Genomic DNA, 25931 nt, shown 5'->3' with positions numbered 1-25931 from the left:
CCAACCCCCGCAGGCGTTCCCCCCTCCCCGGCGGCCGGGGACGGCCCCCTCCCGCGGCAACACCCCGGTGAGGGCGCCAACCCCGTAAGGTCAGGCGGGCGGGGTGAAGCGGCCGTCGACGGCGGTCCAGCCACCGTCGACGGCGAGCACCGACCCGGTCACGAAGCTCGACGCGTCCGAGGCCAGGTAGACCACCGCGCCCGCCAGTTCGTCCGGGCGCGCCCAGCGGCCCAGCGCACCCTTGGTGGCGTAGGCGTCGTACCACTCCGGGTTCGCCTTGATCTGCGCCGTCAGCGGAGTTTCGACGACGCCGGGCGCGATCGCGTTGACCCGGACCCCGGCCGGGCCGAACTCCGCGGCGGCCGTGCGGAAGAGCTGGACCAGCCCGGCCTTCGTGGCCGAATACGGCCCCTGGCCAGGCTCGACGGTGGTCCCGCGGATCGACGAGAACCCGATGATGCTGCCCCGCCCCCGCTCGACCATACCGGCGCCGAAGGCCCGCACGACATCGAAAGTCGCGCCGAGATTCAACGCGATCACCCGGTCGAACTCCTCGCGGGTGTAGTCGAGCAAACGTTTGCGTACGTTGGTCGCGGCGGTCAGGACAACGATGTCGACCTCGCCGAGGTCGGCCACGGCGCGTGAGATCGCACCCGGCGCGAGGATGTCGATCTCGTACGCGTCGCCGACGCCCGTCTCGCGTGCGGAGGCGACGTCGCGATCCGCACAGATCACCGACGCACCGTGCGCGGCCAGCGCCCGCGCGGATTCCCGGCCGATCCCGCTGCCGCCGCCGAGCACGACCGCGCGTTTGCCATCGAGCCGGAACAAGTTCTCGTAGTTCACGGCCGCAACACCGCCATCCTGGTCACCGTCAGCTCCTCGACCGCGAACCGCGGCCCCTCCCTGCCGATCCCGGAGTCCTTGACCCCGCCGTACGGCATGGTGTCGGACCGGAACCCGGGCACCTCGTTGATCACGACGCCGCCGACCTCCAGCTCGTCCAGCGCGCGGAACGCGGTGTTCAGCGAACGGCTGAACACACTCGCGTGCAGCCCGTAGCGCGACGCGTTGACCGCGGCGAACGCACTGTCCACATCGGACACCGTGCGCAGGCAGACGACCGGACCGAAGATTTCCTCGTCCCAGCAGTCGACGCCGTCGGGGACGTCGGCGAGCACGGTCGGCCGGATCACCGGCCCCTCCGCACTGCCACCCGCGAGCAGCCGCGCCCCCGAGGATGTCGCTTTGTCGACCCAGTCCAGGACGCGTTGCGTCGACCCCTCGTCGATCAGCGCCGAAACCCGCGTCTTCTCGTCCCTCGGGTCGCCGATGACGACCTCGCCGAGCCGGGACAGCACGCGTTCGGTGAACTCGTCGGCGACCGCGTCCACCACCAGCAGCCGCTGCACCGAGATGCACGCCTGGCCGGAGGCGTAGAACCCGCCACGCAGCACCGCGTCCGCCGCGGCGTCGAGGTCGGCATCCTCGGCGACGACCAGTGCGGCGTTGGATCCCAGCTCCAGCAACGTCTTCGTCGGCGCCGCGTCGCGCGCGATCCGGTGGCCGACCGCGGCCGAGCCGGTGAAGGACACCGCGCCGATCCGCCGGTCGGTGACCAGCGCCGAGCCCACCGAGGCATCGCCGGTGACCAACTGGACCATCGTGGGAACGTCCGTCACCGAACGCACCAGGTGGACCAGCCACAACGTGGCAAGGGGCGTCTGCGGCGCGGGTTTCACCACGACCGGGCAGCCCGCGGCGACGGCGGGCGCGATCTTGTGCGAGGCGAGGAGCAATGGGTAGTTGAACCCGGCGATCCCGACGACGATGCCGATCGGCTTGCGCTTCCAGAACCCGACCAGCCCGTCGCCCGAAGGCAGCAGGTCGAGTGGCACTGTCTCGCCGTGCAACCGCGAGACCTCCTCGGCCGCCGCCTGCCAGGTGACGATCGTGCGGGCGACCTCGACCCGGCAGTCCACCAGCGGCTTCCCGGTCTCCAGCACCAAAAGCTGTTCGAACTCCGCACGCCGCGATGCCACCGCGGCTGCGACGTCGTTGAGGATCGAACGCCGAGTCCGCGAGGGCAACGCCGCGACCTCACGAGCGACGGCGACGGCTTCGTCGATCGCCTTCCGCGCCAGCTCCGGCGTCCCGACCGGCGCCTGACCGACGACGCTGCCGTCGTACGGGAACACCACCGGCGCCGTGTCCACTGTGGACGTCCAATCGGCACCGATCGGCAGGCCCTCCGGATACTCTGCTGATGGGTTCTCAGCGGTAAAGAGTACTTCGAACCTAGCCATCTTCGCCCCCTTCGCTCAGCCGGGCCAGCGCGGCACGCAGGCTGGGCGCGGCCGCGAGCAGCTCCCGGGTGTACTCGTGCTGTGGCGCGTCGTAGACCTGGTCGACGTCGCCCAGTTCAACGATCTCGCCGCGGCGCATCACCGCGACGCGATCGCACACGTGCCGCACCACACCGAGGTCGTGCGAGACGAACACCAGCGTCAACGAGAACGTCTCCACCAGCGAGGCAAGCAGGTCGAGAATCTGTGCGCGCACCGAGACGTCCAGTGCGCTGACCGGCTCGTCGGCGACGAGCACGCTCGGGTTCGGCGCGAGCGCACGGGCGATCGAGATCCGCTGGCGTTGCCCGCCGGAAAACTGGTGCGGATAACGCTCGGCCGCATCCGCGGGAAGCCCGACGGCGGCGAGCATCTCGGTGACCCGCTCGCGACGCCCCGCAGCGCGGCCGAGCGGTTCGGCGACGATGTCCCGGACACGCATGCGCGGATCGAGCGAGCCCATCGGGTCCTGGAACACGATCTGGAGTTCCGACCGCAGGAAGCCAAGCCTGCGTTCCGGCAGCGTGTCGATCCGTTGCCCTTGGAACGTCACGGACCCGGCGGTCGGCTTGTCGAGCGCCGCGAGCAGTCTGACCAAAGTGGACTTTCCCGAGCCGGATTCGCCGACGATCCCGAAGCGCTGTCCGGCCTCGACGTCGAACGACACCCCGCGCAACGCGTGGACGTCCCGCCGCGCGTAACGGCGTTCCAGATCCTTGACCTCGATGATCGGCGTCATCGGCGGGCCTCCAGATCCGACGCGGCCAGCAGCTTGCGGGTGTACTCGTGTTTCGGCGCGGTCAGGACTTCACGCGTGGTGCCGGATTCGACGATCTCGCCGTCCAGCATCACGAGCACGCGTTCGCACACCGACGCGACCACGGCGAGGTCGTGCGTGATGAACAACAGCGCGCTCGCACTGGAAAGCCGCGCGCGGATGAGGTCGAGGATCTGCGCCTGCACGGTGACGTCGAGCGCGGTGGTCGGCTCGTCGCAGATGAGCAGTTTCGGATTGTTCGCCAGCGCGATCGCGAGGACGACACGCTGCCGCTGTCCGCCCGACAACTGATGCGGATACGCGCGGGACGTGCCGGGCAGGCCGACGGAGTCGAGCAGTTCGTCGGCGGCTTTGCCGGGATCACGTCGCGTGCCGTGGATCCGGATCGGTTCGGCGACCTGCCTGCCGACGCGCATCGCGGGATTGAGCGCGGTCATCGGCTCCTGGAACACCATCGACAGCTCATTGCCCCGCAGTCGCGAAATGTCCTTTTCGGACACTCCGAGCAGCTCACGACCGTCGAGCTTGATCGACCCCTTGGCCGTCAGCTCCTCGGGCAGCAGGCCCATGACCGACAACGCCGTCAGCGATTTCCCCGACCCGGACTCACCGATCAACCCGACCCGCTCACCCGCCCCGATCTCGAACGAGATGTCCCTGACCAGCCCCGCCACGGTGAGCCCGCGTACTTCCAGCGTCATAGCCGGGCCGCCAATCGGGGGTCGAGACGGTCGCGCAGGCCGTCGCCGAGGAGGTTGAAGCCGAGGACGGCGACGGCGATCGCGATACCGGGGACCAGCGCGAGCCGTGGGTAGGAGGTCAGGAGTTCCTGCGATTCCTGGAGCATCCGGCCCCACGACGGCGTCGGCGGCCGGGTGCCGAACCCGAGGAACGACAGCGCGGCCTCGGCGAGCACGGCGATCGCGAACGACACGGACGCCTGCACGATCAGCAGTCCGGCGATGTTCGGGACCACGTGGCGCACGGCGATGTTCAGCCGCGACCGCCCCGCCGAGCGCGCCGCCAGGACGAACTCACTGCTCAGGATCTGCAACGCGCCGGACCGCGCGATCCGCGCGAAGGACGGGATGGTCGCGATGCCGATCGCGACCATCGCGGTCAGCGTGTCCGCCCCGAACACCGCGCCGAACATGATCGCCAGCAGCAGCGCGGGAAACGCGAGCACGAGGTCGTTGACGCGCATGACGAACTCGCCGAGCCAGCGCGGCGTCATCGCGGCGAAGATCCCGAGCGGGGTGCCGATCACCGCGGCGATCCCGACCGCGACCACGCCGACGTACAGCGTCGTACGCGCGCCGACCATGATCTGGCTGAACACGTCGCGGCCGAACTTGTCGGTGCCGAACAGGTTCTCGCCGCCGGGTCCGAGCAGCCGGTGCGCGGCGTCGACCTTGACCGGATCGTGCGGCGTCCACAGGAACGACACCAGCGCCGCGAGCACGACGAGCCCGACCAGTACCAGCCCGACGACCAGGCTGCCGTTGCGGTTCCGGGTGACCACGGCCATCACGAACCCCGCAATCTCGGGTCGAGCGCCGTGTACAGCACGTCGACCACGAAGTTCACCAGCAGCACGCCGACCACCAGCACCAGCACGATTCCTTGCACGGTCAGCAGATCCCGCGCCGCGACGGCGTCGAGCAGCATGCTGCCCAGCCCCGGCAGGACGAACACGCGCTCGACGACCACCGCGCCGATCAGCAGCGTCGCGAGTTGCAGACCCAGCACGGTGACCACCGGGACGGCTGCGTTGCGCAGCCCGTGCCGGTACAGCGCCTGCCCCGGCCGCAGGCCCTTCGACCGCGCGGTGCGCAAATAGTCCTGTCCCAGCGTGTCCAGCACGGCCGAGCGGACGTAGCGCGTCACGACCGCGCCCTGCACCAGGCCGAGCGACAACGCCGGAAGCACGAGCCCGCGCAGGAACTCGCCGAAGTCCTGGTTCGGCGGCGTCCACCCGCCCGAAGGCAGCCAGCGCAGCTGCACCGCGAAGATCTGCACCAGGATGATCCCGGCGAGGAACGCGGGAATCGCGACACCGATCTGCGACAGCCCGGAAACGCCGGCGCCGGACAGCTTCCGGTGTCGCACCGCGGCGAACGTCCCGACCGGAACGGCGATCACGACCGCGATCAGCATGCCCGCGCCGACCAGCCACAACGTCACGCCGAGCCGGTCGAGCAGCTGTGGCCCGATCGCCTCGCGCGTGACGTACGAGCGGCCGAAGTCGCCGCGCAGGACACCGCCGATCCAGTCGAAGTACTGCGTGACCAGCGGCCGGTCGATGCCGAACTCCGCACGGGTCTTCGCGACCAGTTCCGGCGTCGCGTTGACGCCGAGGGCTACCTGCGCGGGATCGCCCGGCAGCACGGCCATGAAGAGAAAGACCACAATGGACGCCGCGAACACGCTGACCAGCAGGATCGCGATGCGCCGAAGCACCTTGACGGTCATCGCGGCGCCAATCCGGTGAGGTCGAAGGATTCGCTGACCTGGTTCCGCACGAACCCGGTGACCTTCGACTTCGCCACGATCACGTTGGGGAACAGGAAAAGCCAGTCCGCAGCGGCGTCCGCGGTGAGCCGCTTCGCCACCTGGCGCATGTCCGCGACCTGCTGTTCCGGCGTCCCGGTGTCCGCCTCGGCCAGCAGCCGCTGGACGTCCTTGTTGTCGTAACCCCAGTAGTACTTGGGCTTGCCGAACGTCGTGATGTCACGGGCCTCGACGTGCTGGATGATCGACAGGTCGTAGTCGTGGTCGGTGAAGACCTGTTTGAGCCACACCGCCGGGAAGTCCAGCGGCTCGATGGTCACGTGCACACCGACGTCGGCCAGCTGTGAGGCGACGACCTGCGCGGCGGACACCGCGTATGGGAGGTTCGGGATCCGCAGCCGCAGATTGAGATTCGTCGCGCCCGCTGCGGCGAGCAGGGATTTCGCCTTCGCCGGGTCGAACGGGTAGTACGTCGAAAGGTCCTCGTACCAGGGATCCGTCGGCGGGACCATGCTGCCGATCAACGTGCCGCGGCCGCCCCACGCGGTGTCGAGCAGTGCCTTGCGGTCGATCGCGTAGGTCAGCGCCTGCCGCACGCGGACGTCGTTCAGCGGGGCACGCGCGTTGTTCATCGCCATCGTGACCTCGCTGTTCGTACTGCCCTGGACGACGGTGAACCGGTCGTCACCAGTGAACTGCGGGATCGAGTCCGGCGCGGTGATCGCCGAAATGACGTCGATTCCGTTGGACAGCAAGGCGTTGTTGAGCGCGGTCGGGTCCTTGATGTACTTGAGTACCACGGTCCCGTACGCCGGTTTCCGGCCCCAGTAGGCCGGATTCGCCTTGAGCACGACGGAATCGCCGCGCTTGCGGGACGCCACGACGTACGGCCCGGTGCCGATCGGCTTGTTCGCCAGATCCCCGGCGCCGGTGCGGCTGAACATCGCGCCAAGTCTGCTGGTGAGGCTGAACAGCCAGCCGTTGCTCGGCTTGGTCAGCACGACGCGCGCGTGGTCCGGCGCCACCACGTCGACGTGGTCGACGACGTCCATTGTGGACTTGATCGAGATCGTCCAGTCGGTCTTGACGCGCATCAGCGAGAACTTGACGTCGTCCGCGGTGAACTCCGCGCCGTTGCCGAACTTCACGCCCTTGCGCAGCTGGAAGTCGTACGTCCTGCGATCCGGGCTGATCGTCCACGACTCGGCCAGGAGCGGGACGATATGGCTTTCGGCGTCCAGCTTCACCAAGCCTTCGTAGACGTTGTAGAGCAAGGCCTGCGGGATCGCGGTGCCGTCGCTGTGCGTGAAGTCGAAGTTCGCGGGTTCGGCGGTGAAGCCGACGGACAGCGTGTCCGGCCCGCCCGAGACGCTCGCGCTGGAGCCCGCCGAGCAGCCGGACGTCACCAGCAGCAGCGCGAGTGCCGCGGCGGGAAGCCGGCTCTTCATACGCCCTCCACCATGCTCTGGCGGTACACTGGTCTGACCAGTAACCTTCGCACCGCAGGACGCAGTGGTCAAGGGGGTGCAACGGGATGAGATTCGAACCGGTCGCCCCGGTCCGCGCCTACGAACGGGTCGTCGAGCAGATCGAGGAAGCCGTGTTCAGCGGCCGGCTGAAACCCGGCGAGCGGCTGCCCAGCGAGCGTGAACTGATGACGCAGTTCGGCGTCGGCCGCTCGACCGTGCGCGAGGCGCTCCGGGTGTTGCAGGCGGCGGAAATGATCCGCTCCCGGCCCGGTGATCCGCGTGGCCCGGAGGTGCTGGCCGCGTCACCGGCCGCGTTGCAGCGCTCCATGCAGCGGCTCGCCCGCGCCGAGCACGTCGGGCTCGCCGAGTTGCTGCAGTTCCGGATGACGCTCGACGGGTCGGCGCATCTGCTGGCCGCGCAGCTGCGCACCGAGGATGACCTGGCCGATCTGGACGCCGCGCTCGCCGCGATGCGGTCGGGCGCCGAGCAGGGTTTCGCCGAGTTCAGCCACGCCGATGTCGCGTTCCACGAGATCATCGCGCGGGCGTCGGGAAATCCGCTGCTGGTGATCAGCAGTGAGGTCGTGCGCGGCGTCGTCCTCGAACTCATCGAGGACAAGCTGGAGCACGCACAAGACCGGACTTCACTGATGCGTGCCTGGCTGACCCACCACGCCGACGTCCTCGAAGCGATCCGCGACGCCGACGGTGGCCGCGCCTCTCACCTGGCCAAACAGGCGTTGTACGACAACTACGCCGAATACGTGCCTACGGAGGATCACCGGCTGCTCACTCCTCTGCTGGATTGATCCGCCTACGCCATCCGGCGGATAATCCGGCTCCGGGTAACAGGACTCGGGGTACTTGCGACTCCCCCTACACTCATCGCACGTGGGGGATGCCATGGATATGACCACATTTCGGCGACAAGGCGTCGGACTCGCGCTTTCCGGCGGCGGGTACCGCGCGATGCTGTTCCACACCGGGGCGTTGTGGCGGCTCAACGAACTCGGCTGGCTGCCCAGGATCACCACCGTGTCCAGCGTTTCCGGGGGCTCGATCGCGGCGGGCGTGCTGGCACACGCGTGGCACAAGCTTCGCTTCGCCGACGGGATCGCGGAAAACCTCGACGCCGAGTTCGTGCGGCCGATCCGCAAACTCGCGCGGACGAAGCTCGACGTCCCGGTGGTGCTCACGGCGATGATGCTTCCCTGGCGCAGCGTCGGGGAGCAGCTGGCCCGCGCCTACGCGAAGCATCTGTTCGGGGATTGCAGCCTCGACGAGCTCAGCCCGGACGGCCCGCAGTTCGTGTTCACCGCGACCAACATGCAGGACGGCACGCTGTGGTGGTTCTTCCGGCAGAACGGACCACACGGGAAGCTCCCGCTGGCGACCGCGGTCGCCGCGTCCTCGGCGTTCCCGCCGGTGCTCTCCCCGGTGGTGATCCCGAACCCGCTGGAGGACAACCGGAAACGCAAGGTCGTGCTCGGCGACGCCGGCATGTACGACAACCTCGGCCTCGACCCGGTCGACGGCCAGTGCGCGACGGTACTGGTGAGTGACGCCGGCAAACGCATGCCCTACGTCAGGAACGTCAAGCGGAGCTGGCCGCGGCAGATGAAGCGGGTGCTCGACGTGGTCGACAACCAGGTTCGCGAACTACGCACCGGCTCGCTGCTGAAGTCCTATGTGGACAAAGACTTCGACGGCACGTATTGGGGCAGCTACGGCGACATCGCGAACTTCGAGCTGCCGGACACGTTGCCGGCGCCGGTCGAGAAGACCCACGTGCTCGCCGAAACGCCGACCCGGCTGACCAGGCTGCCGGAGATCCTGCAGGACAGGCTGATCAACTGGGGCTACGCCGTCTGTGACGCCGGGATGCGCCGCTGGGTGTGCCCGGACGCGACGGCGCCCGCCGCCTTCCCCTATCCCGCGGCGGGCGTCGGCTGACCAGCGCCCCAATGTGGCGTTCGCTGCGTCTGACGCACCGAACGCCACATTCGGTGCGTTGAGCGCACCCAATGCCACATTGGGGCGTTCGGGCCACGTCGTTACGCCGCCAGATGGGCGTAGACGATGACGTTGTTCTTGTAGCTGTGCTCGGCCTGGTCGAAGGCACCACCGCAGGTGATGAGCCGCAGCTGCGGCTTGTCGGTGTTGCCGTAGACCGCGTCGTTCGGGAACTGCTCCTTCGGCACCTCGTCCTTGCGGTCCACCACGAACTTCAGCTTCTTGCCGTCACTGCGGTCGATGAACACCTCGTCGCCCGCGGCGACGTCCTTGAGCTTGAAGAAGATGCCGGGCTGCTTGTTGCCGTCGACGTGCCCCAGCACGATCGCGGGGCCGGTCTCGCCCGGCACCGGGGACAGCCGGTACCACGCGGCCTGCATCGGCGTCTTCACCGACGGGACGGCGATCTTGCCGTCCTTGTTCGGCAGCACGGAAATCAGCGAGGACTCCGCGCCGATCTTCGGGATCTTGACCGAGGTCGGGCGAAGACCGTCGAACGGCTTGGTCACCGGTACGGCGGGAGGAGGCGCTGTCGGCTGCGCGGCCGGGGCCGGATCCGACGACCCACAGCCGGCCAGTGTCAGGGAAAGGGCCAGGGCGGCCACGACCACGCGGCCGCCCTGTCCGAACTTCGTCACCATCGATCAGGCCGCGGCCGTGCCACCGAAGCCGGTCTCGACGCCACCCTTGGGCGCGTACTTGACCTGCGAGTTTCCGCTCTTGTTGCCGGGCGCACCGGCACCGGCGCCGCCACCGGGCTTGACCGGGTTGTCGACCGGCTTGCTGCCACCGCACTTCCAGTGCAGCTTCACGTTGCCGGTGTCGAAGCTGACGCCCTCGTGCCGCTGCACGAGCCAGGTCCAGTACCGACCGTCCTCTTCGGACTGGTTCGGGCCCTCAAGCAGGTCGAACTCGGACGAGTACACCTCGGTCGGCTGACCGGCGGCACAGGCGATGAGCAGGACGCCCGCATTGCCCTCCAGGTCGATGCCGTACGCCACGTCGTCCTCGTAAGCACCCTCACCCGGCAGCTCGGGCTGCGAGCTGGTCGGCTTCGTGGGCTGAGTCGGCTTCGTGGTGTTCGTGTTCGTCGGCTCGGTCGGCTTGGTGGGCTCGGTCGGCTTCGTCGGCTCCGTGGGCTTGGTCGGCTCCGTGGTGGGATTCTCCGAAGTCGGCGCGGTCGGCGTCGTCGTCGTCGGAGGTGCCTCGGTGGTGGTCGGCACCGACGCGGCGTTGGTGGGCGTCGTGTCGTCCGCCAGCGCGGCCGGCGAAACGGCCGCGGTGATGAGGGCGGCCGCGAGCACAGCGCCCGCGAGACGACCCATCGTCTTCTTCAAGATGAGCTCCAAAGAATCATTCAGAACGCGCGGTGACCCCCACCGGGCGAACACCCACGACCTCACTCGATCGGGTGATAGCGCGATCCTGCCGTATGCGGACGGCAAAAACTAAACGTTAAAGTGGTGACAAAAGACACTGGTCAAACCGGTAACGAAGGCGGCGAACCGGCCGATAGGAACGGCCACGCGTTATGGTCCAGAGAAAGACCTCAGCGCCGCAACGCCGACGGTAACACTTTCCCCGCCGGAACGATAGCCCACGAAATCTGCGGTTTCCGCCGTCCGGGAGCCACTCGCTGACCGAATCCTTTCTCCGGATCCGCCCTCGCATTGTTCGAAGGTGAAGAGAAAACCCTTTGTCCCCAATTGTGGATACTTACCCACGGAACTGTGGATACCTTCACACCCCGAGAGCGGCGGTGAGGTCCTTCCACAGATCCTCGGGATCCTCCAGCCCGACACTGAACCGGATCAGCCCCGGCGGCACACGTTCCTCGCCCGCGAGCCACGCCCGCCGCTCGATGAGACTCTCCACCCCGCCCAGGCTTGTGGCCGAGCGGATGAGCCGCACCGACGCACACACCTTGTCGGCGGCATCGGCGTCCGGCAGCTCGAAGGCGAGCATCATGCCGCTGCCCGGATACCGCACGCGAGTCACCGCGGGGTGCCCGCCGAGCCGCTCGGCGAGCAGTGCCGCGGTGGCCGATTGCTCCCGCAGCCGCACCGGCATCGTCCGCAGGCCGCGCAGCGCCAGCCACGCTTCGAGCGTGCCCGGCGTCGAGCCGACCCTGGTCCGCGCCTCCCGCAGTTCGCGTGCGAGGGCTTCGTCCGCCGCGACGGTGACGCCGAGCAGCAGATCGCTGTGCCCGCCGATCAGCTTCGTCGCGCTGTGCACGACGATGTCCGCTCCCATCGTCAGGGGCCGTTGCGCGAGCGGCGTCGCGAACGTGTTGTCCACGACGACCCGCCCGCGCGCGGCCGCGGCGATGGTGGCGATCTCCATGACATCCAGCGTCGGGTTGGTCGGCGACTCCAGCCACAGCAGATCCGCCTGTGCCGCCTCGGCGACCCAGGCCGCGGTGTCGGTCGGCTCCAGCTCGGTGACGGTCAGCCGCCCGAGCCGCTGCGCGTGTGCGAGCACCCCACGGGTCACCGCGTAGCTGAACGTCGGCACGGCGACGCGCGCGCCGACCGGCAGCAGGTCCAGCACCGCGGACAGCGTCGCGACGCCCGAGGCGAACGCCGTGGCGTGCCCGCCTTCGAGCGCACCGATGGCCTCTTCGAACGCCGCCCACGTCGGCGTGCCTTCGGAGCGGGCGTAAGTGAACTCGCCGCCCGCGCCGAACGAACTCGCGGGCACGAGCGGCGTGTTCAGCGGTTCGCCGGGCCCGTCCGGCCGTCCGGCCGCGATCGCCAGCGTGCGGGGTGACCAGTCGTCCATGCCGGTCACGGTATCCGCAGGTTAGTGGGTGAGCACGCCCGATTTCGTCACAAGCTCGCCGGTCACCTTCGGATCCGCCACCGGAACACCCGCCGTCGCCGGTGCCTTGTCCAACGCGGACCGGCCGGTGAGCTTGTTCTTGATGATGCTCGCGACGCCGATCTCACCGGCCTTGTTCGGGTGATACGGCGCGGCGGCGAAGAGGTTGAGGTCCTTGCCCTGAATCCACGCCGCACCACCGGTCGCGCAGGCGTCGTGGCCGAGCGACGGGCCGTACGTGTCGACGTACGTTGTCCGGCCGTCCTTCTTCGCCGCATTCGCGAGCGCCTGGTTCAAGGCCTGTTCGACGCTGTCGAGCCAGTGCCCGTCACCATCGGCGAAAGGCAGGATGTCCGGGCAGTAGCCGGACGACGGGGCGATCCGCGGGTAACCGACGAGCAGCACCTTCGCCTTCGGCGAGCGCTGGTGGATGCCGCGGAGCACCTCGGTGATCCGTGCCTGGGTGTCGACCAGCTTGGCCTTGATGGTGTCGACGCCGTTCACCGTGTACTTGTCGCGGCACGGCGTGCCGGTCGGGTCCGACGCGGTCAGCTTCGGGCAGTCGCCGACGAGCGTGCCGAACACGCCGAAGTCGTTGCCGCCGATGCCGAGCGACACGAGGTCGGTGTCCGGCTTCAGCGCGTCGAACTGGGGCGCGGCCGTCCACAGTGGAATGCTCTGCGGCTTCGTCATGTGCGTGGTGTCCGCGCCGCTGCAGCTGACGTCGGTGTGGTCGGCGATCTTCAGGTTGGCCGCCAGCCACGACGGGTAGTTGTTCGTCGAGCGGAAGCAGGTCAGCGGATCGAGCCGCTGCCAGGGGATGAGCGGCCCGGCGGTGTAGGAGTCACCCATCGACACGTAGTGCTTGAAGGAAGCGGGGGCGGCCGAGGCCACCCCGGGAACCGCGGCGGCGGCGACCGCCGCGAGCGCGACGGCGGCCAGTCTTGTGCGAAACATCGTTGTTTCTCCCCAGTCTTAGTGTGCGTAGACCTCGAACTCGTACAGTGAGTAGCCGTACTTCGTGCCGCGCTGGACACCGCTCATCCGGACGTATCGCGCTTGAGACGCGGCGAACGCGAGATTGTCGGCTCCGCCCTTCCCGTCGGTCACCGAAGCGGCATCGCGCCAGGAGACGCCGTCATCGGACAGCTGGATCTTGTAGGCCTTGCCGTAGGCGGCCTCCCAGCGCAGGATCACCCTCGCCACCTGCTGTTTCGACCCGAGATCGACGGTGATCGACTGGTTGTCGTTCCAGTCGCTGGCCCAGCGTGTCGAGGGATTGCCGTCGACGGCGTTGTCCGGCGGCGAGTTGTAGAACCCGGTTTCGTGGCTCGTGGCGTCGACCGGTTTGCGGGCGGCGAGGTTCGCGACGTTGTCGCCCCGGTGTGCCGGGTACTCGACGACCTGCTGGAAGGTGGGCCGGTTCTGGGTGCTGATCTTGTCGTGCGTGATGCCGCCGAGCGGGCGCTGGATGATCGAGTCGGCGCACCACTGGTCGCCCGCCTTGCAGTCGCCGTCACCGGGATACACGGCGTTCGCGGGTTGCGCGGCGGCCTGGGCGAGCGAGTCGAGCAGCACCTGACGGCACGCGGTGAGATCGCCGCCGCCGCAGAACTTCGCGCCCAGCGGGCCCGCGACCGGCTGGCCGAGCACCGTCCGGATGTCCTTGCTGACGTAGCCCCACCAGCCCGATTGGTACGAGGAACCCTGGTGCGGCTGCCCGACGTGCTTGCCCGGCTCCTCGTTCTGGAACCCGGACGGGCTCTCGTTGATCTTGAGGACGTCGGTCATCGGCTTGAAGGCGTCGCCCATGCTCGGCTTGAACTCGCCCATGACCAGCAGGGGCCACCAGGCGTCCATGATCCGGATCGCGTCGGCGTCGGCGTAGGTCTTGCTGCCGGGCGTGGTTTCCGACCGCAGCCCGCCCTTCGACAACCAGGCCTTCAACTTCGCCTCGGCGTCCGCCGCCGGACCGGTGACCGGGCTCTTGTCGAGCACTTGCAGCAGCAATGGCAGTACCTTTTCCGCGCGGAGGTCGGCGAGCGCCGCTTCCGCCATCGCCTGCGTCAGGTTCACCCGGGTGACCTTGGTACCGCTGGAGATCAGCTTCTTGACCCGCGCGTCGAGCAGATCGCCGCGGTGCACCGCCGACTTGTCCGCACCGGCGGCGGCGTATCCGTTGGCCTGCGCGTTGTTCCAGCTGATGAAGTAGTCCTGGTCGACCGCCTGCGGATGCTGCAACGCCGGCGTGTAGTCCGCGAGGTTCCCGTTCGGGTTCCAGCCCTGCCAGTCGTAGCCCTTGTCGCCCCACACCGGCATCGCCGGGTCCACAGTGGACTTACGGACCGGGTTCGAGCCCGAGTTGAAGTACGCGGTGTCCTTCGAGTCGGCGTAGAACCAGTTGAAGGTGAACCCGACGTCGCTCGCGGCGCGCTGGAAGTCCTGTGCGGAGTGGATGAAGTCCGGGTCGTTGAATTCCTGGAACCCGATGAGCGAGTCGATCTCGTGGTCGAACGTCGAGCGCAGCGAGGCGTAGGCGACCGGCTTGCCGCCGATCGTCGCGCGGTGCGTCACCGGCCCGTACTTCGTGCGATAACTGCGCAGGGTGTACGAACCGGCCGGGGTGCCGTCGGCGACCGTCGGGGACCAGGAATTCTTGCGCTCCACGGTGTCCATCGGGAGACACTGGCCCTGGTAGCGGTAGTAGTTCGAGTCCTTCGTCGGCGTCTTGCCGCTCGGCTCGCACAGCTCCAGTGCGTAGGTGTCGATGATGTCCTGCGCCGACGTCGTGGCGCTCCACGAGTAGTCCTGACCGCGGCCCAGCAGCACGTACATGCTGATCCCGGCGAACGACGCGCCACGCGAGCTGATGCCCGGCCCCTGCAGTTCTTCGAGCATCAGCAGCTGCGGGGCGAAATACCCGGTCTGCGGGCCGAACACGGCCACCGGATGCCCGCTCTCGGTCTTCGCGCCGGACACGACGAGCGCGTTCGACATCCCGTGTTTCTCGCTGAGCATGTTGCCCGGCAGGACACCGTTGTCGAAGATGCCTCGCGCGGACTCCTGGTCCTTGGGCGCCGCAACCGCGACCTTCGCCGCGTCGGCGTTCGCCGCCGAGCCGGTCGGATCGAACACGAGTTGCTGCCCCGTCACCGAGCCCTTGTCCGGTATCGCCGCGCCCTGGGGATTCGCCGGGGTGTTGGCGTACGGGAAGGTCTGGCCGTCGTGCAGCGTCTTGACGGCCTCGGGGTCGTCCTCGGCGCGCAGGCTCTTCCATACCTTCTCGCCCTGTTCGAGTCCGTACTTCTCCTGCAGCGCGAGCTTCGCGATGGCGTTCTGCACCTCGCCGCCGCCCCCGCCACCGAACTGGGCGCCGACGAGCGCGGCGAGCACCACCATGTCGGTCAGCTTGAACGGCTCGATCTTCCCGGCGTTCGTGATCGCGTCGACGTGCCCGGTCAGCACGTACTCACCGGGGAAGTAGCGGCCGTTGTAGGAGTCGTTGATGTACTTGTTGATCCCGTCGATGTACGCCTGCGCGTCGGCGAGGCCCTGCTTGCCGCGCGGGCCGGAGCCGGCGACCCGGTCGATCTGCTGCTGCAGTTCGGCCTCGGTGTAGGGCGCTCCGGAGAAGAAGCCCTGCTCCAGCTGACGGTTCGCGGGCGCACCACCCGCGTACGGGGTCAGCTGGCCGCGGCCGACCCGGCGCATGATGTCCATGAGCCACAGGCGATCCTGCCCGGCCGCGAAACCCGCGCCGAACTCCGTGCCCGCGCGCGTGGTGCCCTGGATGTGCGGGACGCCGGTGGCCTTGTCCCGCGTGATCGTGACGTCTTCGCGGGGTTTGACAACGCTTTCCACCTGATCGGCGGGCACCCCGAAGGACGAGTCGTTGAAGAACTGGTTGATCGCCCCGGTGGTCAGTCCTTTGTAGCCGGACGCGAGGTTCGCGTACTTCCCGAGCTGGTCGGCGGCGTGCGCGGGCCGGGTGCCGAACGCCTTGTGCGCGAGGATGTCCGCGAGCGTGGCATTGCCGTTCTGGCCCGGCGGCAGGATGTCGCCGCATTGCCCGGCGCAGTAGTCGTTCCCGGGCAGGGCCTGCGCGACGGGCGGGGATTCGGCGCTCGCGGCGACCTGTGTCAGGCCCGCGACCAGGCCCACCAGCGCGGATACGGTCAAGGTGCGGATGCCTCGTCGCATGCCCCGGACTCCCGTCTTCGTGGAGTGACGGAGAGCACGCTACCGACGGGTACAACAATTGTGAAGGCGATTCGCGTTTTCCTCACCCGGGTTCATCCGGAGGTCGTACTCCGTCCGGCGCAGTTCACACCGCGTAGGTACGGTGACCCCCATGACGTTGGAAAAGCCCCAGATCGACCGCCCGGACGGCCCACCGCCCGCGGAACTCGAGGTCACGGACATCACCCTTGGCGACGGCACTGAGGCCACGGTCAACTCGAAGGTGAACGTGCACTACGTCGGCGTCTCGCACTCGACCGGCGAGCAGTTCGACGCGTCATGGGACCGCGGCGAAGCACTGCAGTTCACGCTCGGCGTCGGCCAGGTCATCCCCGGCTGGGACCAGGGTGTCACCGGGATGAAGGTCGGCGGCCGCCGCAAGCTGGTCATCCCGCCGCAGCTGGCTTACGGCGAACGTGGCGCCGGGGGCGTCATCAAGCCGAACGAGACCTTGATCTTCGTCGTCGACCTCGTCGGCGTCAGCTGAGAGTCAGCGACCCTCACCCAGTGTCACCCGAACAGGAACTTACCCGCGCCGCACGCCGTCGATAGCCTCGGAAGCCGATCATCGGCCACCGGGCCGATGCCGTGGCGAAGGGGATCTTGAGTGCACTTACCAATTAGGCCGAAAGTAAGCCGACGAGGGCAGCCCACTGACCTGCACAAACGCTTACTTTCGGTCGGTTTGGTATCTATCGGCACCGTTCGCGCTGTGTTTTCCGCCGGGATTTTCGCACTGGGCTGCGCCACCGCCGGGCTGGCGACAGCCTCGCCCGCCGCGGCGGTGGCCAACGGCTCCGACGTGCCACAGGGCCAGTACGCCTTCGCCGCGAAGCTGGCGCTGACGGGCGTCCCACACCCCGGCGGAAGCACCTACAACAGCGTCTGCTCGGGCTCACTCGTCGCCCCGAAGTGGGTTCTCACCAGCGGGCACTGCTTTCACGACGTGAACAACAACCGCGTCGCCGGCAATGTCCCGTACCCGACCACCGTCACCCTCGGCACGTCCGACCAGACGACGAAACCGGGCGAGACCCGCAAGATCAGCCAGGTCCTCCAGGCCGGTCCCAACGACGTCGCGCTGGCCCAGCTCGACCAGCCGGTCACCGACATCACGCCGCTCACCGTGAACCGCGCGACGCCGGCCGCCGGGCAACGCCTCACCCTCGCGGGCTGGGGCAGCCTGACCGCCGCGAATCCCAAGCCGTCCATGAAACTCCAGCAGGGCGTAGTCGAGGTGGGCCAGGTCTGGCCAACCACGCTCGGCGTGCATGGAGTCAGTCCGGCGAACACCACGAGCGCCTGCGCGTACGACTCGGGCGCGCCGTACTTCCTGCCCTCGGGCGCGGGCGGCCAGCTGATCGCCGTCGAGAACAACGGGCCCGACTGTCCGCACTCGGGCCTGGAGACGACGTCGAGGGTCGATCTGATCGCGGACTGGATCGCCGGCCACATCGGCTGATCCGGCCTCGCCGGGCTCGGGTTTCGGCTACCGTGGGTGGTGCAGCGACCACGTCGACCACCGCCGCCCGAGGAGAGCCGATGCCCGAGCCCATCCTGATGGCGGTCGCGACCACGCTCGCGACCAAGGCCGCCACGACTCTCTTCGACCTCGTGAAGAAGAAGTTCTCCGGCGACAAGAACGCCGTGGCCACGCTGGAAGCGGCCGACGCCGACAAGCCCGAAACCGTCAAGGCGCTGGCCGAGCGGCTCGAAGCCGCCGAAAGCACCGACAAGGAGTTCGCGGAAGAGCTCCGGTCGGAATGGGAACGCGTCAACGTGCAGCAGCACGCGGAATCCGGCGGCGTCGCCAACCAGATCTCCGGCAACGTCAGCGGCAAGGTGCTGCAGGCGGGTGACATACACGGCAACGTGAGCTTCTGACCTCGCCCGCTTCCGCTCGGTAGCATCGCCCTTCGTGCCCACCCCGCTTTCGCTCACGCCACGCTGGCGGACCGTGGCCACCGAACGCACCGTGCTCGCCATCGTGCACAACATCACCGCGGCGACCCGGCTGTTCGACGTCGTGGCGCTGTACGCGGGAGACCACCGCATCCAGACGGTGTTCACCTGCCCGGGTTCGAGCGCTTTCACCGCAGGGACCGAGGAATATCTCCGCGGCCGCGGTGTCCCGGTACTGCCATGGCCCGACGCGATACGCATGACGTTCGACTGGGCGATCGCCGCGAGCTGGGGCGGTGACCTGCACGAAGTGCGCGCGCCGTTGACAGTTGTGCCGCACGGAATGGGATACAATAAATTCCTGGAAACTGGAAACTGGAAACTGGAAACTGGAAACTGGAAACTGGAAACTGGAAACTGGAAACCGGAAACCGGAAACCGGAAACCGGAAACCGGAAACCGGTTTTCGGGTTGTCGTCCCCGTGGTTGCTGCACAACGGTGTCCCGGTCGCCACGCACGTCATCCTCTCCCATGACGAACAGCTCGAAAGACTGCGTCAGTCCTGCCCGCCGGCCGTCGAACGTGCTGTTGTAGCAGGCGATCCCTGCCTCGATCGCCTCCAGGCCAGCCTTCTCCTGCGGGAAAGCCACCGGCAGGCGCTCGGCGTCCGGCCCGCTCAGCGCCTCATCGTCCTTTCCTCCACCTGGGGCGGCAAATCCTTGTTCGGCCGCACTCCCGATCTCCCCCGGAAACTCGCCGAACACCTTCCGCTGGATTCCTATCGGCTCGTCTTGGCGCTGCATCCGAACATCGGTCAAGGGCATTCGTCGTGGCAGCTGGAAAGATGGCTCGACGACTGCCGGAACGCGGGTGTGCACGTCCTGCCGACCGAAGATCTCTGGCAGTCCGCTCTCGTCGCCGCGGACCTGACGATCGGCGACCACGGTTCGGTCACCTTCTACTCCGCGTGCCTCGGCACCCCGCTCCTGCTCGCGGAAGCCCCCGAAGACGCCGTCGATCCGGACTCCCCGATCGCCCGCCTGCTCCGTCGCGCCCCACGGCTCGGCGCCGACCCGCTCGACTCCATCGAACAGACCATCACCGACCACGACCCGCGCCGCTACGCCGACATCACCGAACTGGCCACCTCACTGCCCGGCAAGTCCGCGGAAGCCCTGCGCGCCCTGCTCTACCAAGGAATGAACCTGCCCCCGCCGCCGCGGGCAGCCGCCTTCCCCACACTTCCCCTGCCTGCGCTTCCCGCGGTCACCCCGTCCGCGCTGTCGGTCCGGGTCACTGCTGGAGCGGTGACCCGCTATCCCGCCACGCCGCAGCCCCGGTGGGACGACGCCCAGCTCGTCGTCCACGCCGATGGAGCCGACGCCGGCCTGCTGGAACTCGCCGACGTCGTCATCGGTGCGGCGCGCACCGACCCACTGCACTGGGCCGGTGTGCTGCTGCGCGCGCTTCCGGGCTGCCAGTGGGTCGCGACTCCGTCGAACGACTCGTCGTGGCTGGCCGCGAGCGCGAGCGGCCTGGTGGTGGAGCTGACGGCCGACGGTGTTCCGGACGCCTTCGTCTCCCTGTTGGCCGCGTCGGACACCGCACCGCCGCCCGAGTTACGACTCGACGTCGCAGGGCACGTCTATACCGCGAAGGTCAGGACAATTCGTTCAGCCGGACCTTGATGTCGACCGCTTCTTCGGTGAACCCACGCAGCGCGTACACGTTCAACGCGTCCTCGAGATGCGACCGCGCGACGGCCAGATCGCCACACTCCAGCGCGAGATCGGCCTTCGCCTCACTCGTTTCGGCCCGTTCCCGATGCCAGGCACTCTTGGCGGCGGCCACGGCAACCTCGTCGAGGATTTCGGCGGCCCGCACGAGATCCCCTGCCGCAAGGAGTTTCTTACCCCGCCACAGCGTGATTTTGGCCTGGTTCAACGGTTCCTCGTCCAGCGCGGCAGCGGCCTCGTCGAGCAGGGACATGGCCACCGCGGGTTCCTCGGTCTTCGCCAGGTGGAACCGCGCGAGCGCGATCCGGCGTGCATCACCGATTTCCCGGGCCAGCGCCAGATTCTCCCGGAATTCCCCACGGGCCCCCGCACTATCGCCGCAGGCGAGCCGAACCAGCCCACGCGTCTCCACGACGGTGGCTTTGGCCTCGCGCGAATCAGCCCGTCCGGCGTATTCGGCAGCCGTGTCCAATAAGGACAATGCGTCGTCCCAGTCGCGCAGTTCCATCGCGGCGAACGCGCGCTGCACGGCGAGCACTGACGCCGCGAGATCGTTCGACCAGGCCACGGCGGACTCGAAACCGAGCCGGTTCACGTCCGCCATCTCGAACGCGTAACCCCGCCGAAGGTGGATCGGCCACAACGCGAGACACAGCCGGACGACGTCCTCATGCGCGCCAAGCCGATGAGCCGCCTTCGCCGCTTCGACGAGGTTCACCCGCTCGGCGAGCAGCCACGCCACGGCTTCCTCCGAGGACCACTGGTGCGAAGCAGCCGGACGATCAGACCATATTTTCCCTACCCAGTCCCGAGTCTGGACAAGCGCCTGCGCCTCCCAGCCACGCCGGGCATACCAGGACACGATCTCGCGTAGCAGTTCATCGTCGGCGGCCTTGCTTCTGGCGTGGTCCTTCACCAGCCCGGAAACGAGATACCGCTCCTCCTGCGTTTCCTGCGCCAACCTCATCGTCAAGAGCTGCTCGACCTCGTCGTCAGCTTCCTCACCGAGCACCGCGCTCAGCGAAGCCAAAGCCATGTCACCGCCAGGATGGGCGCCGAGGGCGAGATAACACCGCTGGGCGAGTGGTTCGAGCCGATCGAAGGCGAAGTCGAACACCGCGTCTCGCGGCAGAACCTTCACAACGCCACCGCGACGTTGGAGAGTCTGGTGCAGCCGCGAAGGCTTCCAGCGCTCGTGCTCGATGAACATCGCGCCGACCACGTTGAGCGCGGCAACGGATCCATCGCACGCCGCGATGAGCGCCTCGACTGCCTCTGGTTCCGCTGCGAGCCGTTCCTTGTCCTCGACCATCTGTTCCAGGAGCACGCGAGACGTCTCAGGCCCCAGGGGTTCGAGCGTGACAAGCGCGGCTCCGTGCCTCGCCCGCAGTGCGCCGAGTCCGCCCGCCTCGACCACCAGCACCACCGACGGCCCCGGCCCCGGCAGGAGGGGTTCGACCTGAGCCGCAGACAACGCGTCATCGATCACGAGCGCTACCCGCTTACCGGTGCTCCAACCGCGCCACATGGCCGACAGGGCTTCAACCGTCGGCGGAAGCCGTTCGAGCGCGAAACTCGCCTCCAAGAGCATCCCAACGAGCGCGTCCTTGACTGTCGTCCGGCCGAGTGGAGCGAGAAAGTGGCCGTCCGGGAACTCGTCGCGATGCCGATGGATCCACTCCCGGGTCAGCTCACTCCGGCCGCTCCCCGGTGTCCCCCGGATGATCGCCACGCACGGCCGGTCCCCGTCCCTTCCGGCGAGGCCCCGGTCCAGTTCAAGCAGCTGGACCTCGTTGTTCGTGTAGTACTTCGGGGGCAGGCCGTTCTGCTGGGGCACGGACCTCGGTTCGTCCGGCTCGCCAAAACGCATTCCGCCGTAGATGTTGTGTGCCTGGACGACGATCCGCGCCTCGCCGCCGAACTCGTTGTGCTGATCGCCCACCCCTGACACCCCCGTCCCGGAGTAGCCCACGCTACCGCACGATCACGGTCCGTCACACCCTTGCGGTAATCCGGCAGGTCCATCGGGCACGATGGCTACAGTGGCCGGCAAGGCGGCAAGATCACGGGGAGGTGGTCGGATGACACACCGTCATCAAAACCGCCTCGTACCAAGGGATTCCGAGGCCGTCTGGGGAACTTTCGGTTGTGAGCGCACGGTCCTCTTCGTGGCGAGGACACTGACGTCGACCGCGCGGCTCCTCGAAGCCATGGACCTGTTCCGGAACGACTTCCGCGTCCGGGCCCGGTTCACCATCAGCAACGGCACCCGATTCGCCGGTGGCGTCGAACAACTGCTGCACGACTCGGGTGTGCACGACATCGTGCCGTGGCCGAAAGTCAGGAAACTCGACTACGACCTGGCGCTCTCGGCGAGCGAGAACGTCGACGTCCGCGTGCTCACCAAACCCGTGCTCGTGCTGCCGCACGGACTCGGCTTCAACAAATACGTCCCCGATTCCGCCGACGGCGGCCTACGGCTGGCCGGGCTCCCACCCGCCGACACGCTGCGGACCGGGCGGGTCAAGCTCTTCGTGAGTCATCCCGAACAGGTCGCCCAACTCGGCGCGGCGGCCGGGGAAACACAGGGCAACACCATCGTGGTGGGCGATCCGACCTGTGACAGATTGCTCGCGAGTGTCCCGCTGCGAGAGCGTTACCGGGCACTGCTGGGCACCGGCGGACGGCGCCTGGTGCTGGTCGCGTCGACGTGGGGCGAGTCGTCGATCATCGGCTCCTGGCGGACGTTGCCCCGCCGCCTGCTTGCCGAGCTTCCCGCCGACGAATACCAGGTCGCCCTGGTGCTGCATCCGAACGTCTGGGCCTGGTACGGCCCCGCCGATCTGCAAGTACTGCTGGCCGACGCGCTGGACGCCGGGCTCCGGCTGATTCCGCCGCACCGCGGCTGGCACGCGTTGCTGGTCGCCGCCGACCAGATCATCACCGACCACGGCTCGATGGGGCTGCACGCGGCCGCGCTGGACAAGCCACTGTTGCTGTCGAGCGCCGAGCCGGACACCGTCGCCGGGAGCCCGGTCGCCGAACTCGCCCGGATCGGCGACCGGCTCGAACCGGCCGATGACCTGCGGGAGCAGCTCTCGCGGAATGCGGCCGCACACGCGCCGGGACGTTTCGAGGTGGTGACGTCCCGAGTTTTCGCTCATCGCGGCAAGGCCACGGAACGTCTGCGCGACGAGGTGTACCGCCACCTCCCGTTGAGTCCGCCCGCAGCGGATCCGCCGCTGCTACGCGCACCGGATCCCGAACCCGAATACCGCGATGTCACGGCTTTCCGGGTTTCGGGCAGGCTCACCGGAGACGTCGTCGCGCTTTCCCGGTATCCGGCGTCCGTCCAGCCGGAAAGTGACAATCGCCACCTCGTCGTCGAAGAGAGCGAAGCGAATCTGCGGCTCCCGGAACGCGCGACCGTGCTGGTTCGTGCCCGATCCACCGAAACCGAAGACGCCTGGGCGTGGACGGAGTCGATACTGACCGCGTATCCCTTCGCCCGGCTCGCCGCGGCCGCCACCGTGGACGGATGTGTCGTACGCACCCGGCACGCACAGCGAGCCGCGATTTCTTCGTCGGGCGACGCGGCCGCTCTCGGTTCACTCGCCTATGTATTACTGGCGAACCGCCAATTCGCGAACACCGTGGTGACGCTTCGGATCGGGAAGGCGGAGCACACGGCCTCCGTCACCGTCATTCGCTGAACTCGCGGAGCCGTTCGGCGACCTCCGCGACCCTTGGACTGCCCAGCTCGCCCAGCAGATCCACGGCCCGCGTCAGGGACCGGCGAGCAACGTCGCGATCGTCCGACACCGTCGCGAGCATCTCGTGCGCACCGGCTTCGTAGAACTTATACCCACCGGCTTCGAGCACGGTGATCGCTTCTCGCAGGGTCTCGACCGCGGCCGCCGGTTCGCCCAGGTCCACGCGGACCCTGCCGAGTTCGGTCAGCGCGCGTCCCGCCATCCGGGCGTTGGGAACCGCTCGGATGAGCGGCAGCGCCCGCTCGAGAGTTTCGAGCGCGACCTCGGGCTGCCCGGCAGCGCGCTGGGAACAGCCGAGGAAGTACATGACAAAGGCCACACCGCGCTCATCGTGCTCGCCGGTGAACAGCTCGATCGCCTTTTCGTAGGCGCCGAACGCGTTCGGCCAGTCGGCACGACGGTGGTGGTAGCGGCCGTACAGCTCCCAGATGGACGCGATCAGCCGCGCCTCACCGGTTTCTTGGGCAAGTGCGAGCGACTCCGCCAGCTCGGTGGCGATCTTGTCGAGATCGTTCGACGCGCGAGTACCGAAACTTCGCAGCCGAGCCTCGGCGCCGGCGTTCCCCGCGAGCCTCGCCTCCCGCCCACCGAGTTCGGCCGACTCGGCCCAGTCGACGAGGTACCTGCAGGTGAGGTACAGGGCCGAGGCTGCTTCGGCGAGCTGCCACGCGATGTCGTGCCAACGGTGTTCGGCGGCGGCGCGCATCATCGCGACGAGGTTCGCCCGCTCGGCGTCCAGCCAGGCCAGCGCCACCTTTTCGGCTCCGGCGAACGGGTTTTCGGTAGTCAGCAGCGCGTCGTGGCCGGCGCACCGGAAGCGGCCGGGACCGAGCATCGTCAGGTCCGCCCACGCCGCCCTGACCAGCAGCCACCTCGCCGTCCGATGCAGCGCCTTCTCGAGTTCGGCAGCTTGTTCCTCGACGCTCGCGCGTTCCCGGGCGTACCGCGCCACCAGCGCATGGAGGTGAAACCGGCCGTGGGTGTCCTCGGTGAGCAGACCGGCCTGCAGCACGAGGTGCTCCAGCAGTTCCTTCGCCTCCCTGACGGAGATGTCCGCCGTCACCGCGGCCATCTCGGCACTGAAGTCCGGCCCGGGAAGCACTGACAGCAGGCGATACAGCCTGGCGACATCGGCAGGGAGGTCGGCGTAGGCCACGGAGAAGACGGCCGACACCTTGTCGCGTCCCGCCGCCCGGAACGCGGCGAGACCGTGGGCCGAGATCTCTTCGTGCAGGGCTGTCACGCTCAAGCCCGGATGCGTCCGCAGCTTCGCCGCCACGACGGTCAAGGCGACCGGCAAACCGCCACAAAGCCGGACGAGGTCCGACACGGCTTCCTGGTCGGCGGACAGATCGCGACGGCTCAGCTCGGCGACGAGTTTCGCGCTGTGCGCCGCGTCCAGCGGTTCGAGCGGCACCAGTTCGGCCCCCTCGTCGAACAGGTCGCTCAGCTGGGAAGTACCCGCGACCAGTACCGCGCTGCCCGGCGCCTTCGGCACGAACGGCAGCACTTGCGCCGCGTCGGTGACTTCGTCGAGCACGACGAGCACGGGTTTCGCCGAGGTCTTGGTGCGGAACAGGCCCGCTCGTTCGCCGAGTCCGGCGGGAATGACTTCGGGCTCGACGTGGAGTGCCCGCAGGAAAGCCGCGAGAACGTCGTTGACGCCGGTCACCGGCCCGCTGGTGGTCTCGCGGAAATCGGCGTACAGCTGCCCGCCGGGAAACGCGCCGAGCCGCTCGGCGACCCGCAGCAAGAAGGAACTCTTCCCGACCCCGGGCGTCCCATGGACCGCCACGATGACCGGCCGCCCGCCACCCGCCCGATCGACCAGGCTCCCCGCGAACTCCAGCTCGGCCTCACGATTGACGAAGTGCCCGACCCGCACCGGCACCTGCTGCGGCGCCTCGGCCGACGCCCCCTCGCCCGGCGCCCCGAACCGCACATCCCCGTAAACGGCCCCGACCTGCACAACGTTCCGAGCGCTCCCGCCCATCTCGTTCCGCACCCCGTCGCCGCTCTCCCCCACCAGCCCGCCCCTCGCCCGACTCCACGTCACGACCTCCCCACCGTACGCACCCCCGCAACACCAAGAAAAAGCGCACAAGAAGCGCACAAAGAGGCACCCAAGCCCAGAAATCCCACCAAGGCGAGGGCCGCCAGGCCCTACGCCGAAACCACAAGCAAGAGTGCATCTCATCAAGGCCAGGGCCGCCAGGCCCGAGGCCGACGCAACCACGCTGGGTCGAGACAGACCGCACCGTGGGGGTGCGGGGGCTCGGCCCCCGGGAGAGGTCGGGACAACGGGAAATGGGCCCCGGCCGACACACGGGGCCCGGACAAAGAG

22 protein-coding genes are annotated in these 25931 nt (G+C 68.3%); 8 read left to right on the top strand and 14 right to left on the bottom strand.

The window, feature by feature from the left end; genetic code table 11:
• Window positions 1-90: 90 nt before the first annotated feature.
• The 7 genes from ACFWY9_RS19755 to ACFWY9_RS19725 are packed head-to-tail and all read right to left on the bottom strand — an operon-like array spanning window position 91 to window position 7082.
• Window positions 91-846: an SDR family NAD(P)-dependent oxidoreductase gene (locus tag ACFWY9_RS19755; RefSeq protein ID WP_378325989.1), complete on the bottom strand. Its 756-nt coding sequence runs from the start codon at window positions 844-846 to the stop codon at window positions 91-93.
• The gene (locus ACFWY9_RS19750; protein WP_378325991.1) at window positions 843-2306 is read right to left on the bottom strand and encodes an aldehyde dehydrogenase family protein; all 1464 of its coding nucleotides are present in this window, start codon (window positions 2304-2306) and stop codon (window positions 843-845) included. The genes ACFWY9_RS19755 and ACFWY9_RS19750 overlap by 4 nt, the downstream gene beginning before the upstream one ends.
• Window positions 2299-3084, bottom strand: a complete 786-nt coding sequence (locus ACFWY9_RS19745) for an ATP-binding cassette domain-containing protein (protein ID WP_378325993.1) — start codon at window positions 3082-3084, stop codon at window positions 2299-2301. Before ACFWY9_RS19745 ends, ACFWY9_RS19750 begins: the two co-directional genes overlap by 8 nt.
• Window positions 3081-3824, bottom strand: a complete 744-nt coding sequence (locus ACFWY9_RS19740) for an ABC transporter ATP-binding protein (protein ID WP_378325994.1) — start codon at window positions 3822-3824, stop codon at window positions 3081-3083. The genes ACFWY9_RS19745 and ACFWY9_RS19740 overlap by 4 nt, the downstream gene beginning before the upstream one ends.
• The gene (locus tag ACFWY9_RS19735; protein WP_378325996.1) at window positions 3821-4651 is read right to left on the bottom strand and encodes an ABC transporter permease; all 831 of its coding nucleotides are present in this window, start codon (window positions 4649-4651) and stop codon (window positions 3821-3823) included. The genes ACFWY9_RS19740 and ACFWY9_RS19735 overlap by 4 nt, the downstream gene beginning before the upstream one ends.
• A complete protein-coding gene (locus ACFWY9_RS19730) occupies window positions 4651-5595 on the bottom strand; it encodes an ABC transporter permease (RefSeq protein ID WP_378325997.1) in 945 nt (314 codons plus the stop codon). Before ACFWY9_RS19730 ends, ACFWY9_RS19735 begins: the two co-directional genes overlap by 1 nt.
• Window positions 5592-7082, bottom strand: coding sequence for an ABC transporter substrate-binding protein (locus ACFWY9_RS19725; RefSeq protein ID WP_378325998.1), 1491 nt, complete (start codon window positions 7080-7082; stop codon window positions 5592-5594). Before ACFWY9_RS19725 ends, ACFWY9_RS19730 begins: the two co-directional genes overlap by 4 nt.
• Window positions 7083-7168: 86 nt before the next feature.
• On the opposite strand from ACFWY9_RS19725, the gene ACFWY9_RS19720 reads away from it, so the two are divergent.
• Both ACFWY9_RS19720 and ACFWY9_RS19715 read left to right on the top strand, forming a co-directional pair.
• Window positions 7169-7912: a FadR/GntR family transcriptional regulator gene (locus ACFWY9_RS19720; RefSeq protein WP_378325999.1), complete on the top strand. Its 744-nt coding sequence runs from the start codon at window positions 7169-7171 to the stop codon at window positions 7910-7912.
• 100 nt (window positions 7913-8012) lie between these two features.
• Window positions 8013-9056: a patatin-like phospholipase family protein gene (locus ACFWY9_RS19715; protein ID WP_378326000.1), complete on the top strand. Its 1044-nt coding sequence runs from the start codon at window positions 8013-8015 to the stop codon at window positions 9054-9056.
• Window positions 9057-9157: 101 nt separating this feature from the next.
• On the opposite strand, the gene ACFWY9_RS19710 is transcribed toward ACFWY9_RS19715, so the two are convergent.
• From ACFWY9_RS19710 to ACFWY9_RS19690, 5 genes are all read right to left on the bottom strand, one after another.
• Window positions 9158-9757 carry a class F sortase gene (locus ACFWY9_RS19710; RefSeq protein ID WP_378326001.1) on the bottom strand — a complete coding sequence of 200 codons (600 nt, stop codon included), beginning with the start codon at window positions 9755-9757 and terminating at the stop codon, window positions 9158-9160.
• A 3-nt stretch (window positions 9758-9760) separates the two neighbouring features.
• Window positions 9761-10453, bottom strand: coding sequence for a hypothetical protein (locus ACFWY9_RS19705; protein ID WP_378326003.1), 693 nt, complete (start codon window positions 10451-10453; stop codon window positions 9761-9763).
• A 403-nt stretch (window positions 10454-10856) separates the two neighbouring features.
• Window positions 10857-11897: a trans-sulfuration enzyme family protein gene (locus ACFWY9_RS19700; RefSeq protein WP_378326004.1), complete on the bottom strand. Its 1041-nt coding sequence runs from the start codon at window positions 11895-11897 to the stop codon at window positions 10857-10859.
• Window positions 11898-11918: 21 nt separating this feature from the next.
• Window positions 11919-12893 (bottom strand): SGNH/GDSL hydrolase family protein, encoded by a 975-nt coding sequence (locus ACFWY9_RS19695; RefSeq protein ID WP_378326005.1) that lies wholly within the window; start codon window positions 12891-12893, stop codon window positions 11919-11921.
• An 18-nt stretch (window positions 12894-12911) separates the two neighbouring features.
• Window positions 12912-16136, bottom strand: coding sequence for a penicillin acylase family protein (locus tag ACFWY9_RS19690; RefSeq protein WP_378326007.1), 3225 nt, complete (start codon window positions 16134-16136; stop codon window positions 12912-12914).
• Window positions 16137-16287: 151 nt separating this feature from the next.
• Between ACFWY9_RS19690 and ACFWY9_RS19685 the strand changes: the two genes are divergently transcribed.
• The 5 genes from ACFWY9_RS19685 (at window position 16288) to ACFWY9_RS19665 (ending at window position 19766) form a co-directional block, all read left to right on the top strand.
• Window positions 16288-16662 (top strand): FKBP-type peptidyl-prolyl cis-trans isomerase, encoded by a 375-nt coding sequence (locus ACFWY9_RS19685; protein WP_378326008.1) that lies wholly within the window; start codon window positions 16288-16290, stop codon window positions 16660-16662.
• Window positions 16663-16887: 225 nt separating this feature from the next.
• Window positions 16888-17637, top strand: coding sequence for a S1 family peptidase (locus ACFWY9_RS19680; RefSeq protein ID WP_378339471.1), 750 nt, complete (start codon window positions 16888-16890; stop codon window positions 17635-17637).
• 80 nt (window positions 17638-17717) lie between these two features.
• On the top strand, window positions 17718-18059 hold the full coding sequence (locus ACFWY9_RS19675) for a hypothetical protein (RefSeq protein ID WP_378326010.1): 342 nt from the start codon (window positions 17718-17720) through the stop codon (window positions 18057-18059).
• A gap of 73 nt (window positions 18060-18132) precedes the next feature.
• Complete coding sequence (locus ACFWY9_RS19670; RefSeq protein WP_378339470.1) at window positions 18133-18672, top strand: hypothetical protein; 540 nt, start codon at window positions 18133-18135, stop codon at window positions 18670-18672.
• Window positions 18564-19766 (top strand): hypothetical protein, encoded by a 1203-nt coding sequence (locus tag ACFWY9_RS19665; protein ID WP_378339469.1) that lies wholly within the window; start codon window positions 18564-18566, stop codon window positions 19764-19766. Before ACFWY9_RS19670 ends, ACFWY9_RS19665 begins: the two co-directional genes overlap by 109 nt.
• Here the strand turns inward: ACFWY9_RS19665 and ACFWY9_RS19660 are convergent.
• Window positions 19738-21756 carry a hypothetical protein gene (locus tag ACFWY9_RS19660; protein ID WP_378339468.1) on the bottom strand — a complete coding sequence of 673 codons (2019 nt, stop codon included), beginning with the start codon at window positions 21754-21756 and terminating at the stop codon, window positions 19738-19740. The two genes, ACFWY9_RS19665 and ACFWY9_RS19660, sit on opposite strands and share 29 nt — an antisense overlap.
• 226 nt (window positions 21757-21982) lie before the next feature.
• On the opposite strand from ACFWY9_RS19660, the gene ACFWY9_RS19655 reads away from it, so the two are divergent.
• Entirely contained in the window at window positions 21983-23527 is a 1545-nt protein-coding gene (locus ACFWY9_RS19655; RefSeq protein ID WP_378339467.1) for a hypothetical protein, read from the top strand.
• Here the strand turns inward: ACFWY9_RS19655 and ACFWY9_RS19650 are convergent.
• Window positions 23517-25643, bottom strand: coding sequence for a tetratricopeptide repeat protein (locus ACFWY9_RS19650; protein WP_378339466.1), 2127 nt, complete (start codon window positions 25641-25643; stop codon window positions 23517-23519). The genes ACFWY9_RS19655 and ACFWY9_RS19650 overlap by 11 nt on opposite strands.
• Window positions 25644-25931: the final 288 nt, after the last annotated feature.

The sequence above is a fragment of the Amycolatopsis sp. NPDC059027 genome, assembly GCF_042739735.1.
Classification (GTDB): Bacteria; Actinomycetota; Actinomycetes; order Mycobacteriales; family Pseudonocardiaceae; genus Amycolatopsis.
The sequence above is the reverse complement of the archived record's forward strand: the minus strand, read 5'-3'. Positions and strand labels throughout refer to the sequence as shown.